The organism is Rhizobium rhizogenes NBRC 13257, from assembly GCF_000696095.1.
Classification (GTDB): domain Bacteria; phylum Pseudomonadota; class Alphaproteobacteria; order Rhizobiales; family Rhizobiaceae; genus Rhizobium; species Rhizobium rhizogenes.
Map to the genome: position 1 here is coordinate 61697 of NZ_BAYX01000005.1, position 18704 is coordinate 80400.

Below are 18704 nucleotides of genomic sequence, written 5' to 3' on the forward strand. Positions count from 1 at the left end.
CACCGTGCTTGGCATAACTGGAAGCGACGGTTCCCCGACGATGACTCCGAGGGGATTAATAGGGAACACGGTGCGGACGACCCAAAAGGGACCAAGACCGTGGCTGCCCCCGCAACTGTAAGCGGATTGCCGTCCATCCTCGTGGTGCCGAAAGGCGCCGTGCCACTGCGCCGATCAGGCGCGGGAAGGCAGATGGACGACTGATATCCGTGAGCCAGGAGACCTGCCGTCGAAGATCTATCCATTGTCACGGGCGGGGATGCCCGAAACAGGAGCAGGACATGACCATCCTTCACGCTTCGCAGCGCCTTGATACGCTGCCTTCCCCGAATTTTGACGATCATTCGACCGCTCGGAATGCCTGTTGGGCATTCTGACTTTCATCACCGCCCTTTTCGGGCGGCGTTCACATCACTTCGGGGAATTATGATGAAGACCATTTTCAAGCGGCCATTGCGCGCCGGCCTATTCGCGATGTCGTTGATCGTCGCCGGCTTGCCGGGGCAGGCGGGAGCTGCGGAAACCAGCTACCCTCTTACGCTCCAGAACTGCGGCCGGCAGATCACCATCCAGAAGGCGCCGTCGCGCACGGTCTCTATCGGCCAGAGCACAACGGAAATCCTCTATAGCCTCGGTGTTGCCGACAAGGTGGTCGGCACCGCACTCTGGGTCGGACCGGTCCTCAAGGGCTATGAGGACGTCAACGCCAAGATCGAGCGCCTTGCCGACAACGATCCGAGCTTCGAAAGCGTCGTCGGAAAGAAGCCGGATATCGTCACGGTTCAGTTCCAGTGGCAGGTGGGACCGGAAGGCGTGGTCGCCAAGCCGGAACAGTTCGAGGAGCTGGGCATCCCGGTCTATACATCGCCGTCCGATTGCGTCGGCAAGGAGAACTCCGGCTCCAGCGATGGCGTCCGCCATCAGGTCTTCACTATGGATCTCGTCTATCAGGAGATCCGCGATCTCGCGAAGATCTACAATGTGCAGGACAAAGGCGAGGAAGTGGTCGCCGATCTCAAGCAGCGCGAAGCGGCAGCCCGCGCCAAGGTTTCTTCCGCACAGGGCAAGCTTTCTGCCGTCTTCTGGTTCTCCAGCGCCAAGGATGCCGATCCCTACGTGGCGGGCCGCAATGGCGCGCCGGGCTACATCATGTCGGCGCTCGGCATTAAGAATATCATCGAGACCGATGATGAGTGGCCGACGGTCGGCTGGGAGACGATTGCCAAGGCCAATCCAAGCATGATCGTGGCGGCTGCGATGGAGCGTCGCCGCTATCCGCTGGACAGCACGGAGGCCAAGCGCAAATTCCTGGAAAAGGACCCTGTCGCGAGCCTGATGCCCGCCGTCAAAAATGGCCATGTCTTCGAGATGGATGCGCAGGCGATGAACCCGACCATCCGTACGATCGAAGGCATCGAGGCACTTGCTGATGCTATCGCCGCGGCCGGCCTGACGCAGTGAACCGCGCCCTTTCATCGATCGGACGAACGGGTGCCGTCGCCTTGGCGCTCGCCATTCTTGTTGCCGCGCTCTGGCTGGGTGCGGCGATCGGCGAGACCTCGATCCCGCTTGTGACCGTCGCCAAGACCGTGGCCAATCGGCTTTGGGGTGCTGGCTATCCGCTCGAGCCGATCGATGAGGGTATCGTCTGGAGCTATCGGCTGAGCCGCGCGGTGGTGGCCGCCTGTTGCGGCACCGCGCTTGCCCTGTCCGGTGTCGTGCTGCAATCGCTGCTGCGCAATCCGCTGGCCGATCCTTACATCCTCGGCATTTCTGCCGGCGCCTCTACCGGCGCCGTCGGTGTCGCGATCCTCGGTCTGGGCGCGGGTTTCCTGACGATGCCGATGGGGGCTTTCCTCGGTGCGCTCGTCGCCTTCGCTCTCGTCGCATTGCTGGCTGTCAGGGCGGGGCGCGGAACGGCCGCGATCATCCTGGCAGGGGTCGTGGGCTCGCAACTCTTCAACGCGCTCACCTCCTTCATCGTCACCAAGGCGGCGACGGCCGAACAGGCGCGCGGCATCATGTTCTGGCTGCTCGGCAATCTCTCCGGTGTGCGTTGGCCCGACGCCTGGCTGGCAATCCCGGCTGCGCTATTGGGGCTTGTCGTTTGCCTCTGGCATGCCCGGTCGCTCGACGCGTTTACCTTTGGGGCAGAATCGGCAGCTTCGCTCGGTATTTCGGTGCGCCGTACCTATCTGGTGCTCGTCGGCACATCCGCGATGATGACGGCTGTCATGGTGTCCATCGTCGGCTCCATCGGCTTTGTCGGGCTGGTCATACCGCACGCGGCGCGGATGTTGGTCGGCGTCCGTCATGGCGTGCTTCTGCCGGCAGCTGCTCTGATCGGCGCCATCTTCATGATCGCGGCCGACATCCTGTCGCGCACGCTGATCCACGGCCAAGTCCTGCCGATCGGGGTGATCACCGCTCTTGTCGGCGCGCCCGCCTTCGCCTTGATTTTGAGCCAGAAGAGGGCGCGCGCATGACCCTGTCGGCAAGGAATGTTTCGTGGAATGCCGGTGGGCAAGCCATCGTGCGGGACATATCGCTGGATGTCCGCGTAGGCGAGTTTCTCGGCGTCATCGGGCCGAACGGCTCGGGCAAGACCAGCCTGATGATGATGCTGTCCGGCATCCGCAAGCCGAAGACCGGCGAGATTTTTGTGGACGGCACGCCAATCCGCTCTCTCGGCCGGCGCGAGCTCTCTCGGCGTCTGGCCTTGGTGGAGCAACAGGCAGACACCGGGGAGCGGATTACCGCCAGACAGGCCGTAGAACTCGGCCGCACGCCCTATCTCGGAGCGTTGTCGCCCTGGTCGGCGACGGATGACGCGATCGTCGAAGCGGCCCTTGTCAATGTCGACATGCTCCATCTTTCCGGCCGGCTGTGGCACACCCTTTCGGGCGGCGAGCGCCAGCGGCTGCATATCGGCCGCGCGCTCGCGCAGCAGCCGAAGATCCTGCTTCTCGATGAGCCGACGAACCATCTCGACATCGGTCATCAGATCGGCCTTCTGGATCTCGTGCGCCGGCAGGATCTGACCGTGGTCGCGGCCCTGCACGACCTCAATCACGCCGCCATGTTCTGCGATCGCCTTGCCGTCATGAACGACGGACGGCTAGTGGCGTTTGGTACGCCGCGTGAGGTGCTGACGGCCGAATGCATCCGCGATGTGTTCGGCGTGGAGGTGGAGGTGGAGCATGATAGTGATGGCGGCTGCTTCATCCGCTACCGGGCGTCGGCAGTTCCACGCCGGCCATTGCGGGTCATCGATGAGGCTCAGCTTGAAAGCGCCAAGGTTAGGGCGTCGTAAACATGCAGGGCCGCAATCATCATCTGAAGGAAGACATCCGCGAATACTGGTCGGAGCGATCTAAGACGTTTGATCTTGCTTTCGGTCATCGCATTCCCCCTGGGCCGGAGCTGAATGCATGGGCCGCTGCGGTTCAGCGCGGTCTTGGTCGCGAACCGCAAAAGGTGCTCGAGCTTGCCTGCGGCACTGGCGAAGTGACAAACGTGCTGCTTTCTCGCGGGCATCAGGTGACGGCGCTCGATTTCTCCGAAGCGATGCTTGCGGTTGCCCGCCATAAACATGCCGAGCGGGAAGGTGTGCGCTTTATCCTCGCTGACGCGGAACGGACGATGGAACCGGATGCGCGTTATGATGCCGTCGTCTGCCGTCATCTTGTCTGGACGCTGACGGAGCCGGAGCAAGCATTTGCGGACTGGTATCGGGTTCTGAAGCCGGGCGGGAAACTGCTGATCTTTGACGGCGATTGGGCAAAGCCGACGCTTGTCGGACGGTTCGCCTCCTTCGCCATCGGCCTGATCGACCGCATCGCCGGGATCGATCCCCACTACGACGGCGCGATGAGCGACCGGCATCAGAGCATCATGGAACGGCTGCCGTTTGGTGCCGGCCTTACCGCGGAAAGACTTACGCCGCTGATCGAAGCGGCAGGCTTCGAGGGCATAGAGATCGGCTCCCACCAGCCGATCGCGACGGCCCAGCGGCAGACCGCTGATCTGAGGAACCGGTTGCGCACCCTGCTTTATCGGCGTTTCGTACTTTGTTGCAGACGGCCTCAGTCATAAACAGCGGACAGCGCAATCGAGCTTGCAACCTCCTCGCAGCGGTCCGTGAGGGTGGCAGTTGCAATGCGCAGGTGATTGCTCGGCAGGTTGGAGAATTTCGCACCGGGATGAACGGCGATGCCGCGCGCAGCCAAGGTAACCATCGCGAAGGGTTCGGACGAAACGGGAATCCAGGCACAAAGGCCGTGGCCCTGTGCCGCGTCGACGCCTCTGTCTCGCAAGGCGCCGATAAGGTTGTCGCGTCGGGTCTGATAGATGGCGCGTGCTTGATGCAGCGTATCCTGCGTTGCCTCGTCGCGCAGCAGCCAGGCGGTCGCGGCTTGCAGAATGCGGCTTGTCCAGCCGGCGCTGAAGCTCCGGTAGGACTGGATCTGCTCGATAATTGCCCGCGAGCTTGACAGCACGGCGAGACGCAGATCCGGCCCATGCGTCTTCGAAAAGGAGAAAATGTGGATCACCCGATCGGGAAAACGGTGCCCGAGTGAATGGCGCGGCGCGGCGGAGATATCGCCCATGCCATCATCCTCGACGATCAGCGTATCGGTATCTCTGAGGATGCGCTCCAGAGCGTCCATGCGCTGGCGGCTGATGGTCTGGCCGGTGACCGAATGCAGGCGCGGCTGGAAGATGAAGGCTACCGGTCGATGTTCCATCGCCGCTTGTAATGATGAAGGCAGGGGGCCTTCGGAATCGCACTGCACGGGGATGATGCGCGTGCCGCGATCTTCGAAAATATCCAGAAGACGCATGCCTGTCGGGTCTTCGATTGCGACGGTTTCTCCCGGCGCGATCAGGGCATGCGCCAGCGTATAGACGGCGTTGTAGCCGCCATTCGTCGCGAGAAATGCTTCCGGCTCGTAAGGCCAGGTCTTGCGCATCGCGGCCTCAAGTTCTGGCAGGATGCGGTTGCGTTCATAGCTATTGAGGTTTTCGGCCGATGCGCCGTAGGCCATTGCTTCCGCCAGTTTCGGGAGCAGGCTGACGTCCGGTACGGCAGCGGTGAGGTCGAGGACGTCCTCGCCGTAATGTCCGTTGCTTGCCAGTCGCGCCGGTTTGGCAACGAAGCGATCGCCGCTGACCCAAGTGCCGTTGCGGCCACGCCCGCTGATGATCTTCTGGCGCCTGAGTTCGCTCCAGGCTTCCGAGATGGTGGCGGGGCTGATGCCGAGTGCGAAGGCGAGATCGCGGATGGGCGGCAGCTTGGTGCCGACCGGCAGGGCGCCGGCGCGGATCAACGCGCTGGTTCCAATGGCAATTCCCCGAATGGTCCTGTCGCTCAATTTTTCGGCAAACCATCCCGCGTTTTTGTCTTCGCTCATTTCCGCGCCATATTTAATGTTCAATAACGTAATAACATTTGATCGGTTATATTTGAACATTTATTCATTTCGAAAACAAGATTTCAGCGAGTGAATGTCCATGCCTCTGACTCTCCGCCTTGCCCTTCGTGACTGGGACTACATGACGCCGCTCGTCCTCGGCGACGTCTCCTCTCCAAAGCTCGACATCAAGGTGGACAGGATCGGCACCCTGGTTTCGCACGTCGGCAAGAGCGGCGCCTATGATGCGGCGGAAATGTCGTTCAGCCGCTATACGCAGCTTCGCATCGATGGCGACGAAAGCGTCGTGGGCATCCCGAATTTCATCATGCGCGGCTTTCGCCACCGCTGCATCATCACGACCAAGGACAGCCCCATCACCGAGCTGGGGCATCTGGCGGGCAAGCGCATCGGCGTCACCGGCTGGCGCGATTCCGGCAATACCTGGACCCGGGCTGCGCTCCGCCGCGAGGGCGTCGGCGTCGAGGATGCCATGTGGTATGCGGGACGCCTGACCGAGGTGCATCCGATCGTCGATCGTCTGGATGGCTTCGGCCGCCCCGGCCGCATCGAGGCCGCTCCTGGCGAGCGGCCCATGGTCGACCTTCTGAGGGATGGCGGACTGGACGCGATCTTTACGCCGTTCATGCCGGACGGCTATTTCGCGGAGGGTTCGCCCTTCCGGCAGGTTCTTTCCGATTTTCGTGGTGCCGAGCGCCGATATTTCGATGAGGTCGGCTATGTCCCTGGCATGCATCTGATCGGCCTGAAGGCCGATTTCGTTGCCGAGCATCCCTGGGTGATCGCCGAACTCAGTGCGCTGATCGACGAATCCCAGCGTATGTGGCTGAGCAAACGGCGTAAATATGCCGAGACCACGCCCTGGATGTTCGATGAACTTCTAAAGTCATCAGTCGAGCTGCCGCAGGGCTGGGATGCGAGTGGCTTTGCGGTCAATCGCACCATGATCCATGATTTCGCCAATGAGCTGCATGTGCAGGGTATCCTGCCCCGGCTGTTGACGCCGGAGGAGCTCTTTCAGTTCGACACCGATGGCAGCCGCATCGACGCCAAGGTTGCCGGCTGACGCTTAAGGAATACAAACCAAAAAGGGGAACGAGCATGTCGTTGAAGAAAGTAACCTACCTTGCCCTGGCAAGCCTGATGATCTCGGGTTCCGCATTCGCGCAGGATGCCGGCCTTCCAAAGCTGTCGGTGAACGAGGAGCTGCGGGCCAAGCTGCCCGAGAATATCCGCACGGCCGGCAAGATGATTTCCGTCAACAATGGTTCGTTTCCTCCCTATGAGATCGTCACCGGCACCGAACTGACCGGCGCAAGCGCCGATCTGACCGATGCCATCGGCGAGGTGCTCGGCGTGAAGATCGCGCATGAGACGGTCGGCGGCCTTCCCGCTCTGCTCGCCGGTGTCAATTCCGGCCGCTATCAGTTCGCCTTCGGCCCGGTGGGCGATTTCAAGAGCCGCGAAGAGGCGAATGATTTCGTCGACTGGGTTCAGGAATTCGTCGTCTTCTCCGTCCAGAAGGGCAATCCGAAAGGTATCACCTCGCTTGACACGGCCTGCGGCAAGCGCATCGCCGTCATGGCCGGCGGTTCCGCCGAGAAGGTGATCCAGGTCCAGGCCGAGAAGTGCAAGACCGACGGCAAGGGCGCAATCGAGGTTCAGTCCTTTACCGATCAGCCGAGCTCCATCCTTGCCGTGCGTTCCAAGCGATCGGATGCCTTCTTCTCCTCCCAGGCGCCGCTCACCTATTTCGTTACGCAGGCAAACGGTCAGCTTGAACTGACGGGCGTCGGCCAGAAGAATGGTTTCGAGGATCTCTATCAGGGTGCCGTGGTGCCGAAGGGATCGCCGCTCGGTCCGGTGCTGCGGGATGCCGTCAAGATCCTGATGGATAACGGCGCCTATGCCGCGATCATGAAGAAGTGGGGCCTTGAGAACAACATGATCAAGGAGCCAGGCATCAACCTCGGCGGGACGTTGCCGAAATGAGTACCGCGACCGACAAGATCGCATCGCCGGACGGCGATGCGAATACCCGGGATGTGGCCAACGCCCACAGTCCTTTTCCTGCGGGCCGCCTGGCGGCCTGGGTCGTCACGCTGGCGATTGCGGCCTATTTCGCCTGGTCAGTTGCCGGCAACGAGAATTTCGGCTGGCCGGTCGTGGCGCATTATTTCTTCGACCCGACCGTCATCAGCGGCCTCTATGTGTCGCTCGGCCTGACGGTCGTTGCCATGGCGTTCGGCATCGTGCTCGGCCTGCTGCTGGCAGTCGCCAGACTGTCGAAGGATCGGCTGGCGAATTCGCTGGCGTCCCTGTTCATCTGGTTCTTTCGGGGTACGCCGCTGCTTGTGCAGCTGATCTTCTGGTACAATCTTTCGACCCTGTTTCCGACGCTTTCGATCGGCATTCCCTTCGGCCCGACCTTCGTGAGCTGGGATACGAATTCGGTCATCAGCCCGATGACAGCGGCAATCGCCGGCCTGGCGCTGAACGAGGCGGCCTATATGGCGGAAATCATCCGCGGCGGCCTGCTGTCCGTCGACAAGGGCCAATTCGAGACGGCCGAGGCCTTCGGCATGACGCGCGCCCGGGCGCTCAGCCGCATCATCATTCCGCAGGCCATGCGCTCGATCGTGCCGCCGACCGGCAATCAGTTGATCAGCATGATCAAGGCGACCTCGCTCGTCAGCGTCATCGCCATGGCGGACCTGCTCTATTCGGTCCAGTCGATCTATAATCGCACCTTCGAAGTCGTACCGATGCTGCTGGTGGCAGTCATCTGGTACCTGTTGATTACCTCGGTGCTCAATGTCGGCCAGAGCTATATCGAGCGTTATTACGGTCGTGGCGACCGCCGCTCCGGCGGGGCCAAGCCTGTAAAGGAAATCGCACTGGCTGCGGCGACTCCGTCCCAGATCGTAGCGCAGGAGGCAGGCCAATGAACGCGATCGCGACCGTGGCGCCGCTTGTTCGCGCCCGCAACGTCCACAAGTCCTTCGACCATCTCGAAGTCCTGAAAGGCATCGATCTCGATGTCGCGCCGGGGGAAGTGGTCGTTATTCTCGGACCATCCGGATCCGGAAAATCGACCTTTCTGCGTTGCATCAATCACCTGGAAGCCATCGACCGTGGATCGATCGAGGTGGATGGGGAGCAGATCGGCTATCGTTTTCGCAAGGGCCGGCTGGAGCGCCTGTCCAACCATGCGATTACCCTGCAGCGGCGCAAGATCGGCATGGTGTTCCAGCAGTTCAATCTCTATCCGCACATGACGGCACTGCAGAACATCATCGAAGCGCCGGTCGGTATCCACGGCGAAAGCCGCGCCAAGGCGATCGAGAATGCGCGCATCCTTCTGGACCGTGTCGGGCTTTCGGCAAAGGCCGACAATTATCCGCAGCAGCTCTCCGGCGGCCAACAGCAGCGCGTGGCGATTGCCCGGGCACTGGCGATTAAGCCGACGCTGATGCTCTTCGACGAGCCGACATCCGCGCTCGATCCGGAACTCGTCGGCGAAGTGCTCGCCACCATGAAGGATCTGGCCAAGCAGGGCCTGACGATGATCGTCGTCACCCATGAGATCGGCTTTGCCCGCGAAGCGGCCGATCGCGTCGTCTTCATGGATGGCGGCAAGGTGGTCGAGCAGGGCAAGCCGGAAGATGTGCTCGGCAATCCTCAGCATCCCCGAACCAGAAGCTTCCTGTCGCGCTTCATCTAGCGCGACGGCCCCCGTCAGATGCGGGACCGCCGGCCTCATGCGGGCCTGGCGTCGCTCATGCCAACCATTGGAACAGTCATGACCCTCGACAACGACTTCGCCCGCCTCTCGGATTTCGAACCGATGAGAGCCGAGCTCACCGGTATCCGGCAGCACCTTCACGCCAATCCGGAGCTATCTTTCGAGGAGGCCGAGACCGCGCGTTTCGTTGCCGAAAAGCTGGAAGCCTGGGGCTATGATGTTCACCGCAATGTTGGCGGACATGGTGTCGTCGCTCGCCTGAAGGCCGGTGCCGGGACGAAGAGCATCGCCATTCGCGCCGACATGGATGCGCTGCCGATCAACGAGCAGACCGGCAAGCCCTATGCCAGTCGCGTTCCGGGAAAGATGCATGCTTGCGGTCATGATGGCCACACGACGATGTTGCTCGGCGCGGCCGAATATCTGGCGCGCACCCGTCGCTTCAACGGCACCGTGAACCTGATCTTCCAGCCCGCCGAAGAGGCCGGTGCGAAGAGCGGCGCCCAGGCGATGATCGATGACGGCCTTTTCGAACGTTTTCCGTGTGACGCGATCTTCGGTCTGCACAATCACCCCGGCGCGCCCGAGGGTACCTGGCTGATGCGCTCCGGCCCGCTGATGGCCGCGGCCGACACGGCGGAAATTATCATCACCGGCAAGGGCGGCCATGCCTCGCGTCCGCATCTGACCATCGATCCGGTCGTCGTCGCCTGCAATCTCGTCGTTGCGCTGCAATCCGTCGTTTCCCGCAGCATCGACCCGACGCAGACGGCCGTAATCACCGTGGGTTCGATCCATGCGGGCGAAGCCGCAAACGTCATTCCAGAAAGCGCGAAGATGCTGCTCAGCATCCGCTCGTTCGATCCGAAGGTGCGTGAGCTCCTTGAGGCGCGGATCAGGAAGTTGTCGGAAGCGGTGGCGGACGGATATGGAGCGCAGGCTGCTATCGACTACGCGCATGGCCACCCCGTCGTCGTGAACTCCGAAAAGGAAACGGAATTTGCCCGCGTTGTCGCCGAGGAACTCGTCGGTGCCGATAAGGTCGGCACTTGCGCGCTCATTCCCGGCAGCGAGGATTTCTCGCATTATCTCGAACACAGACCGGGCAGCTTTCTCCGCCTCGGCAACGGCGTCAATTCGGCGATCCTGCACAGCGCCAAATATGATTTCGCTGATGAAAGCCTGACGGTTGGGGCTGCCATGTGGGCACGCCTGACGGAGCGGTATCTCGACCAATGAGACCCGCCGACAGACGAGCCTCAGTCGGTGGCTGGCGTTAGCGCCAGCCGAGGGCCGGGGCGACGTGGGTCAGGGTCGCCTCGATCACGTGGGCGTTGTATTCCACGCCGAGCTGGTTCGGGACGGTGAGAAGCAGCGTATCGGCTTCCGCGATTGCTTCGTCCTGGGCCAGTTCCTTGATCAGAGCGTCGGGCTCGGCAGCATAACTACGGCCGAAGATCGCCCGGGTCTTATCGTCGATGAAGCCGATCTTGTCTTCACCCTGATTGCCGTTTCCGAAGTAGGCGCGATCTCGATCAGTCACCAGCGCAAAGATGCTGCGGCTGACCGACACGCGCGGCTCGCGTTTGTGGCCGGCCGCTTTCCACGCCTCACGGTATACCCTGATCTGGTCGGCCTGCTGGACGTGGAACGGAAGTCCGCTCTCATCGTCCTTGAGGGTGGAGCTTTGCAGGTTCATCCCGAGCTTGGCTGCCCAGAGTGCCGTGGCGTTCGAGCTGGCGCCCCACCAGATCCGATCGCGCAGGCCTTCGGAGTGTGGCTCGAGCCGCAGCAGGCCTGGAGGGTTGGGGAACATCGGTCGTGGGTTCGGCTGGGCAAAGCCTTCGCCTTGCAGCACATCGAGCAGGACTTCCGCATGGCGCCGGGCCATGTCGGCTTCGCTCTCGCCTTCGGGCGGTGCATAGCCGAAGTGACGCCATCCATCGATGACCTGTTCGGGTGAACCACGGCTGATGCCGAGCTGCAGACGCCCGCCGGCGATGAGATCGGCCGCGCCTGCATCTTCTGCCATGTAGAGCGGGTTTTCATAGCGCATGTCGATGACGGCCGTGCCGATCTCGATACGACTGGTCTTCGCGCCGACAGCCGCCAGCAGCGGGAAAGGCGAGGCGAGCTGCCGCGCGAAATGATGGACGCGAAAATAGGCGCCGTCCGCACCCAGCTCCTCAGCCGCGACGGCAAGGTCGATGGATTGCAGAAGCGCGTCGGAGGCCGAGCGGGTCTGTGATTGCGGCGAGGGCGTCCAGTGCCCGAACGACAGGAAACCGATTTTCTTCATGACCGTACCACTCAGAGATGTTGCATGTATGGTTTGCGTTTCATGGCATAGTTCCGGCGCGGGATACAGCCGGCACCGTGTCGCTGCCAAAGAAGTGATACATTCCCGCCAAGTGATTACCTGCGCGACAAGGTCGACACGAGATCGCTGAAGCGCTCGCCCTGGATGCTGACATGCTGGCGCAGAAGCGTGCGCGCACGCTCCGCATCACCGGCAAAGAGCGCTTCCACAACGGCGTCATGCTCGGAAAAGGACGTGGCGACACGATTGCGGACCCGCAGTTGAAGACGCCGATAGGGTTGCAGGCGGCGGTGCAGCGCCACGCATTGCTCCGAGAGGAAATCGTTGTGGCTGGCGGCATAGATCGCCCTGTGAAAACGCTCATTGTCGTAATAGTAGGCGTCGCTGTCGCCGGCGGAGGACGAGCGCTTGCAGTCGGCGTGAGCCGCCAGGATTGCCGTGCGATCGTCGTCCGTCAGCCGCCGCGCTGCCAGCGAACCGGCCATGCCTTCGATTTCGGCCATCACCTCGAACATCTCGAAAATGCGATGCGGTCCCGGATCGATGACGATTGCGCCGCGGCGCGGACGAATCTCCACCAGTCCGATCGCATTCAGCTGCATCAGAGCCTCGCGTATCGGCGTTCTCGACACACCGAAGCGCGTGGCCAATTGCACTTCGTCCAACCGTTCGCCTGGGGCGAAATCGTTTGAAATGATGCCGTTTTCGATCTCGTCGCGCAGGCGTTGAACGACATTCTCGGACATGTTTGCCACGTTCTCCAATGCAAAAATCAAATTCTTGTATGCAAGATTATTTACTTTGCGCACAAGATAACTTAAGAACGATACCACAACAGATATGCCGCACACAAATGAGCGCGCTCGTCGGAGCCGCTATGACGTACCGGAAACGCTTGGGAGGGCTGTTTCCACCCCAATCCCGCTTCGCCAGGAGGATACTGACATGGCAGGCATCTCCTTCTTCAGCGACATGATGCAGAGCATCACGGATCGCGGACGCAGGCTGCTCGCGGTGGGCACGCGCGCCGAGCCGGTTCAAGCCGAGACGACGCTCGAAACCCTGTGCAACATGCTCCTGTCGAGCCGGGGCGAAGCCTCTGGCATGGCCTTGGCCGCCGAGATCCTTCAGCGCTGGGCTGAACTCGATCCAGCCGGTCAGCGAGATTTCATGCTGATGCTGCACGATCAATTCGGCCCCGATGTCGGCAAACTGGACAAGGCGATCGACCGCTACCGCAGCGACAGGAATTCGAACACGCTCATTGAGCTACATCAGGCAGCCGAGCCGCGCCGGCAGGAGCTGGTGCGCAGGCTCAATCTCGCGCCCAAGGGCACGGCGAAACTGGTGGAGATGCGCGAGCGCCTGCTGGGCATGAAGGACGCAACGGAGCAGTTCCGCGCTGTCGACGCCGATTTCGCCCATCTCTTCGGATCCTGGTTCAATCGCGGCTTCCTGACGCTGCGCCCGATCGATTGGTCGACGCCGGCCGATCTTCTGGAGAAGATCATCAGATACGAGGCCGTGCACGAGATTGCCGGCTGGGATGAATTGCGGCGAAGGCTGGTTCCGCCAGACCGCCGCTGCTTCGCCTTCTTCCATCCCCGTCTCGCCGATGATCCGTTGATTTTTGTCGAGGTAGCGCTGACCACGGCGATCCCAGCCGCCATCACGGATGTTCTGGATGAAAGTCGGTCTCCGATCGCCGCCCAGAACGCGACGACGGCGGTCTTTTATTCCATTTCCAATTGCCAAGAGGGGCTGCGCGGCATCTCGTTCGGCAATTTCCTGATCAAGCAGGTCGTGGGAGATCTGCGTCGAGATCTGCCGGGCCTGAAGACCTTCGTGACTTTATCGCCCGTTCCGGGCTTTGCCGGCTGGCTGGCGAGATTGCGCAAGGCAGCCGATGCGGGCCTTAGCGAGCAGACGCTGAAAACCCTTGCCCTGCTTGATGAGCCGGACTGGGCGGATGACCCCGAGCGGTCGCAGGCGGTCGAGGCTGTGCTGTTGCCGCTTGCCGCACGCTATTTTGTCAAGGAACAGGGCAACGGCCGACGGCCGATCGATCCGGTCGCCCGTTTTCATCTCGGCAACGGCGCGCGTTTGGAGCGGCTGAATTTCCTCGCCGACCGGTCCCAGAAGGCGATGCGCCAGTCTCATGGACTGATGGTCAACTATCTTTACAAGCTGGATGATATCGAGAAAAACCACGAAGCTCTTGCGCAGCACGGTGAAGTCGCGGCCTCGCCGGAGGTCAAGAAGCTGGCGGAGGCCGGTGTGACGGATGCTGGTCTCGGCAGTCCGATCCGTCGACGCCATGGCGAAATGCAAAAGACCTGAGCAGCAGATTTAGGAGGGGAGTTATGGGCAATCATCTGTTCGACGCCATCAGGGCGTCCGCAACGTCTGACGATGCCATTTTTATCGAAACCGTCAGCGGCGAGCGTTGGACCTATGGGGATGCGCTGCGCATTTCGGGGCAGCTTGCCAGCGCCATTGACGCACTCGGCGTCCGGCCCGGTGACCGTGTCGCGGTGCAGGTGGAAAAGAGCCCGACGGCTTTGATGCTTTATCTCGCCTCCGTGCGCTGCGGGGCAGTGTATCTGCCGCTAAACACGGCCTATACGCTTGCCGAACTCGACTATTTCATCGGCGATGCAGAGCCAAGGCTCGTCGTCGTCTCCCCGAAGGCTCGGGCCGAGGTCCAGAAGCTGGCGCAGCGTTATGGCGCGATCGTCGAGACGCTGGATGCGGATGGCGTGGGATCGCTGACGGATCTCGCTCGGGAGGAGCCTGCCGACTTCATCGATGCCGCCCGTGCTCCCGATGATCTCGCCGCGATCCTCTACACATCCGGCACCACCGGCCGCTCCAAGGGCGCCATGCTCACGCATGACAATCTGCTCTCCAATGCACTTGCTTTGCGGGAATACTGGCGCGTCACCGCAGCCGACCGGCTGATCCACGCACTGCCGATCTTTCACACGCACGGCCTCTTCGTCGCCACCAATGTGACGCTGGTTGCCGGCGCATCGATGTTTCTGCTGCCGAAGTTTGAGCCGAGTGAAATCCTGTCGCTGATGCCGAAGGCTACGCTGATGATGGGCGTGCCGACATTCTATGTGAGATTGCTTCAGCATGAAGGATTGAACCGGGACACTGTCGCCAACATGCGGCTGTTTATCTCCGGCTCGGCGCCGCTTTTGACGGAAACGCATATCTCATTCCAGCAGCGCACCGGTCACGCCATTCTCGAACGCTACGGCATGACCGAGACCAATATGAACACCTCCAATCCCTATGATGGCGAGCGTAGGGCCGGGACGGTTGGCTTTCCGCTGCCGGGTGTCACCGTGCGGATCACTGATCCGGCCACAGGCGCGACGCTGTCGCCTAGCAAGACCGGCATGATCGAGATCAAGGGTCCGAATGTTTTCAAGGGCTATTGGCGCATGCCGGAAAAGACGGCGGCTGAATTCACAGAGGACGGCTATTTCATCAGCGGCGACCTCGGCAAGATCGACGAGGACGGCTATGTCCATATCGTCGGTCGTGGCAAGGATCTGGTGATTTCCGGCGGCTATAACATCTATCCGAAAGAGGTCGAGAACGAGATCGACCAGCTCGACGGCGTCGTCGAAAGCGCGGTAATCGGTGTCGCCCATCCGGATTTCGGCGAGGGTGTGACGGCGGTCGTGGTGCTTCAGCGCGGCGTGATACTGGACGAAAAGGCGGTGCTTGCGGCGCTACAGGATCGCCTTGCGCGCTACAAGCAGCCGAAGCGGGTCATCTTTACCGAGGAATTGCCGCGCAACACCATGGGCAAGGTCCAGAAGAACCTGCTGCGCGACCAATTCAAGGATCTTTACGAGAAGGCCTCCTGAGAGGCGCTTGCGCCTGCCTTGGTGCTTGGGAGTAGCACCGGCGCGGAGTTGATCATGCATTCATCAAAATGGGGACCGGCACCTGAGGAGGTTGCCGGAGGGAGGAAGTTATGAATATCCAGATCCTGTCGATCGTGCTGCTAGCCGGCATGTTCGTCATTGCCACGATCCAGCCGATCAATATGGGTGCGCTCGCCTTTGCTTGCGCCTTTCTGATCGGTTCTCTCGTCATGAGCATGAAGGCCGCCGATATCTTCGCGGGCTTTCCGAGCGACTTGTTCCTGACGCTGGTCGGGGTCACCTATCTCTTCGCGATCGCGCAGATCAATGGCACCATCGATTGGCTGATCGAGGGCGCGGTCAAGCTGATGCGCGGACATGTTGCCTGGATTCCATGGGTCATGTTCCTCGTTGCCGCGATCATCACCGGCTTTGGCGCGCTTGGCCCGGCGGCCGTCGCGATCCTTGCGCCGGTGGCGCTTGGGTTCGCATTCCAATATCGCATCAGTCCTGTGATGATGGGGCTGATGGTGATCCACGGCGCGCAGGCGGGCGGCTTCTCGCCCATCAGCGTCTATGGCGGCATCACCAACCAGATCGTTCAGAAGGCGGGGCTGCCTTTCGCGCCGACATCGCTGTTCCTGTCGAGCTTCTTCTTCAACCTCGCGATTGCGGTTCTGGTCTTCTTTATCTTCGGTGGCCCGAAGATTTTGCGCAAGCAGCCGGCGGCGTCCGGTCCGCTGCCGGACCTGCACCCTCAAGGCGTCACGCGAGCCATTGTCGGCCATGGCGGCACGCGCGCAGCACCCATCAGTCATCATGTCTTTGAGGTGGAAACGAAAGAAGAGGCGGCGCTTGCCGGTCTGACGGCGGAGCGGCTGACGACGCTGGTCGGCCTGACGGCACTGGCGCTCGGTGCGCTGGTCTTCAAATTCAATGTCGGTCTGGTGGCGATCACTGTCGCCGTTGTGCTCGCTCTCTTGTCGCCGAAGACCCAGAAGGCGGCAATCGACAAGGTCAGCTGGTCGACTGTGCTCCTCATCGCCGGCATCATCACCTATGTCGGCGTCATGGAGAAGATCGGTACGATCGACTATGTGGCGCATGGCATTTCCAGCCTGGGGATGCCGTTGCTGGTGGCGTTGCTTCTGTGCTTCACGGGAGCCATCGTCTCCGCTTTCGCCTCCTCGACCGCTCTCCTTGGCGCGATCATCCCGCTTGCCGTGCCTTTCCTGCTGCAAGGGCATATCAGCGCCGTGGGTGTGGTTGCGGCCATTGCGATCTCGACCACCATCGTCGATACCAGCCCGTTCTCGACCAATGGCGCACTGGTCGTCGCCAATGCGCAGGAGAGCGAGCGGGAGAGCGTGCTGAAAACCTTGCTGATCTACAGCGCCCTGATCGCCATTATCGGCCCGATCGTCGCCTGGCTTGTCCTGATTGTGCCGGGCCTCGTGTAAGGCGAGGGTCTTTCTGAGGTGTCTGCTGGTCGCGTGCGATGCGCGGCCAGCTAGAATTCCAGCAAAGCATTGTCGACGACTTCCTTCATGACGAAGAAGGTGCGGGTCTGGCGCACGCCGGGCAGGGCGATCAACTGCGTGCCGTGAATGCGGTTGAAATCCGCCATGTCGCCGACGCGGATCTTCAGGAAATAATCGAAATCGCCGGCGACGAGATTGCAGTCGAGAACGAAGCTCAGCTTGGCGACGGCCTTTTCGAATGCGCCGAAGCTCTCGGGCGTCGACCGGTCAAGAACGACGCCGACCATCACCAGGGCGCCGCGGCCGACCTTCTGCGGTTCGATCATCGCCCGCACGGTCTTGATATAGCCTTCTTCGAACAGACGCTGGGTGCGGCGATGGCAGGTCGCCGGACTGACATCGACCAATTGCGCCAGTTCGGCATTGCTGAGCCGCCCGTTCTTCTGCAGCAGACGGAGTATCTTCAGGTCGATGCGGTCCAGTTCAGAGGTCATGAAAGAATCTTCCGAAAACTATGGATATTTTGGATAATTTAAGATTACCTAGAAAGCTCTGCATCTCATAGAAGAAATATGAAGCCTATCTTCGAGAGCACCTTTCATTGAAGTGATGCTAGCGTCTTCCCCGTATCACGACAAGCTGAAGGGGAATTCATGCTGGAGAAATTCGAGCGCTATCCGCTCACATTCGGTCCGACCCATATCGAGAAGCTGGAACGGCTCTCTGAACATCTCGGCGGCAAGGTGCAGCTCTACGCCAAGCGGGAAGACTGCAATTCCGGGCTGGCATTCGGGGGCAACAAGCTGCGCAAGCTGGAATATATCATTCCCGATGCGATTGCCTCGAACGCGGATACGCTGGTGTCGATCGGCGGGGTTCAGTCCAACCACACGCGCATGATCGCCGCCGTCGCCGCCAAGATCGGCTTCAAGTGCCGGCTTGTACAGGAAAGCTGGGTCCCGCATGAAGATGCCGTCTATGACCGCGTCGGCAATATTCTCTTGAGCCGCATCATGGGCGCAGATGTGCAGATGGTCGATGAAGGCTTCGATATCGGCATTCGGCAGAGCTGGGAAGAGGCGATCGAGGACGTCAAGGCCAAGGGCGGCAAGCCCTATCCGATCCCGGCCGGTGCCTCCGTGCACAAATATGGTGGGCTTGGCTATGTCGGCTTTGCCGAGGAGGTTCGAGTCCAGGAAGAGGAACTCGGCTTCAAGTTCGACTACATCGTCGTCTGCACGGTGACGGGCTCCACCCATGCCGGCATGACCGTCGGCTTTGCCAAGGATGGTCGCGAGCGCCAGGTCATCGGCATCGACGCCTCCTTCACGCCTGCGCAGACCAAGGCACAGGTGCTGGAAATTGCACGGCGCACCGCCGAACTCGTTGAGCTCGGCCGCGAACTCTCGTCGGACGATATCGTTTTGATCGAGGACTATGCCTATCCGGTCTACGGCGTGCCGTCGGACGAGACCAAGGAGGCCATTCGGCTCTGCGCGCGGCTGGAGGGCATGATCACCGACCCGGTCTACGAAGGCAAATCCATGCAGGGCATGATCGACCTCGTGAAGAAGGGTTATTTCCCGGAGGGCTCGAAGGTTCTCTACGCCCATCTCGGTGGAGCCCCGGCGATCAACGGCTACGCCTATACGTTCCGTAACGGCTGATTGTTGAGACAGGCGATCCGGCCGGGAAGATACCGGCCGGATCACGCAACCGGGCAAGGATGGTTCAGGACCCGTATGGGCATCATGGGATCAACAGAACGAGCATCGTCAAAACGGCTCTTGGCCTCGCGAGAGGGCGGTGATGTCCGAGCTACTGCTTTCTTCGCGTTGG

17 protein-coding genes and 1 riboswitch are annotated in these 18704 nt (G+C 61.2%); of the genes, 13 read left to right on the forward strand and 4 right to left on the reverse strand.

The features are described from left to right. The first annotated feature begins 10 nt into the window (after window positions 1-10). Window positions 11-245, forward strand: a riboswitch (cobalamin riboswitch). A 184-nt stretch (window positions 246-429) separates the two neighbouring features. Genes RRH01S_RS12260 through RRH01S_RS12275 form a run of 4 tightly spaced genes read left to right on the forward strand, consistent with a single transcriptional unit; the run spans window position 430 to window position 4095 of the window. Continuing rightward, window positions 430-1461 (forward strand): ABC transporter substrate-binding protein, encoded by a 1032-nt coding sequence (locus RRH01S_RS12260; RefSeq protein ID WP_034516587.1) that lies wholly within the window; start codon window positions 430-432, stop codon window positions 1459-1461. Further along, complete coding sequence (locus RRH01S_RS12265; protein ID WP_034516584.1) at window positions 1458-2486, forward strand: FecCD family ABC transporter permease; 1029 nt, start codon at window positions 1458-1460, stop codon at window positions 2484-2486. Before RRH01S_RS12260 ends, RRH01S_RS12265 begins: the two co-directional genes overlap by 4 nt. Continuing rightward, window positions 2483-3313, forward strand: coding sequence for an ABC transporter ATP-binding protein (locus tag RRH01S_RS12270; protein ID WP_034516581.1), 831 nt, complete (start codon window positions 2483-2485; stop codon window positions 3311-3313). The genes RRH01S_RS12265 and RRH01S_RS12270 overlap by 4 nt, the downstream gene beginning before the upstream one ends. 2 nt (window positions 3314-3315) lie before the next feature. Next, complete coding sequence (locus RRH01S_RS12275; protein ID WP_012650228.1) at window positions 3316-4095, forward strand: class I SAM-dependent methyltransferase; 780 nt, start codon at window positions 3316-3318, stop codon at window positions 4093-4095. Here the strand turns inward: RRH01S_RS12275 and RRH01S_RS12280 are convergent. Then, a complete protein-coding gene (locus RRH01S_RS12280) occupies window positions 4086-5414 on the reverse strand; it encodes an aminotransferase-like domain-containing protein (RefSeq protein WP_034516579.1) in 1329 nt (442 codons plus the stop codon). The genes RRH01S_RS12275 and RRH01S_RS12280 overlap by 10 nt on opposite strands. A gap of 100 nt (window positions 5415-5514) precedes the next feature. Between RRH01S_RS12280 and RRH01S_RS12285 the strand changes: the two genes are divergently transcribed. The 5 genes from RRH01S_RS12285 (at window position 5515) to RRH01S_RS12305 (ending at window position 10419) form a co-directional block, all read left to right on the forward strand. Further along, a complete protein-coding gene (locus RRH01S_RS12285) occupies window positions 5515-6501 on the forward strand; it encodes a substrate-binding domain-containing protein (protein WP_037222342.1) in 987 nt (328 codons plus the stop codon). Window positions 6502-6536: 35 nt separating this feature from the next. Then, entirely contained in the window at window positions 6537-7427 is an 891-nt protein-coding gene (locus RRH01S_RS12290; protein ID WP_012650231.1) for an ABC transporter substrate-binding protein, read from the forward strand. Then, a complete protein-coding gene (locus RRH01S_RS12295) occupies window positions 7424-8383 on the forward strand; it encodes an amino acid ABC transporter permease (protein ID WP_034516578.1) in 960 nt (319 codons plus the stop codon). Before RRH01S_RS12290 ends, RRH01S_RS12295 begins: the two co-directional genes overlap by 4 nt. Further along, the gene (locus tag RRH01S_RS12300; protein ID WP_007691284.1) at window positions 8380-9159 is read left to right on the forward strand and encodes an amino acid ABC transporter ATP-binding protein; all 780 of its coding nucleotides are present in this window, start codon (window positions 8380-8382) and stop codon (window positions 9157-9159) included. The genes RRH01S_RS12295 and RRH01S_RS12300 overlap by 4 nt, the downstream gene beginning before the upstream one ends. A gap of 78 nt (window positions 9160-9237) precedes the next feature. Further along, window positions 9238-10419 carry a M20 aminoacylase family protein gene (locus RRH01S_RS12305; protein WP_034516577.1) on the forward strand — a complete coding sequence of 394 codons (1182 nt, stop codon included), beginning with the start codon at window positions 9238-9240 and terminating at the stop codon, window positions 10417-10419. 37 nt (window positions 10420-10456) lie between these two features. Here RRH01S_RS12305 and RRH01S_RS12310 read toward each other — a convergent pair whose 3' ends face one another. Together RRH01S_RS12310 and RRH01S_RS12315 are read right to left on the reverse strand one after the other, a co-directional pair. Continuing rightward, complete coding sequence (locus tag RRH01S_RS12310; RefSeq protein ID WP_034516576.1) at window positions 10457-11479, reverse strand: LLM class flavin-dependent oxidoreductase; 1023 nt, start codon at window positions 11477-11479, stop codon at window positions 10457-10459. A 116-nt stretch (window positions 11480-11595) separates the two neighbouring features. Continuing rightward, a complete protein-coding gene (locus tag RRH01S_RS12315; RefSeq protein ID WP_034516575.1) occupies window positions 11596-12246 on the reverse strand; it encodes a GntR family transcriptional regulator in 651 nt (216 codons plus the stop codon). A 199-nt stretch (window positions 12247-12445) separates the two neighbouring features. Between RRH01S_RS12315 and RRH01S_RS12320 the strand changes: the two genes are divergently transcribed. From RRH01S_RS12320 to RRH01S_RS12330, 3 genes are all read left to right on the forward strand, one after another. Further along, on the forward strand, window positions 12446-13840 hold the full coding sequence (locus RRH01S_RS12320; RefSeq protein WP_034516574.1) for a malonyl-CoA decarboxylase: 1395 nt from the start codon (window positions 12446-12448) through the stop codon (window positions 13838-13840). A 23-nt stretch (window positions 13841-13863) separates the two neighbouring features. Continuing rightward, on the forward strand, window positions 13864-15384 hold the full coding sequence (locus RRH01S_RS12325) for a malonate--CoA ligase (protein ID WP_042471944.1): 1521 nt from the start codon (window positions 13864-13866) through the stop codon (window positions 15382-15384). 110 nt (window positions 15385-15494) lie between these two features. Continuing rightward, window positions 15495-16844 carry an SLC13 family permease gene (locus RRH01S_RS12330; RefSeq protein WP_042471947.1) on the forward strand — a complete coding sequence of 450 codons (1350 nt, stop codon included), beginning with the start codon at window positions 15495-15497 and terminating at the stop codon, window positions 16842-16844. A gap of 50 nt (window positions 16845-16894) precedes the next feature. Here RRH01S_RS12330 and RRH01S_RS12335 read toward each other — a convergent pair whose 3' ends face one another. Further along, window positions 16895-17359, reverse strand: coding sequence for an Lrp/AsnC family transcriptional regulator (locus RRH01S_RS12335; protein WP_007691274.1), 465 nt, complete (start codon window positions 17357-17359; stop codon window positions 16895-16897). 159 nt (window positions 17360-17518) lie between these two features. Here RRH01S_RS12335 and RRH01S_RS12340 point away from each other — a divergent pair, with 159 nt between their 5' ends. Next, window positions 17519-18532 carry a 1-aminocyclopropane-1-carboxylate deaminase gene (locus RRH01S_RS12340; protein WP_012650240.1) on the forward strand — a complete coding sequence of 338 codons (1014 nt, stop codon included), beginning with the start codon at window positions 17519-17521 and terminating at the stop codon, window positions 18530-18532. The last annotated feature ends 172 nt before the right edge of the window (window positions 18533-18704 follow it).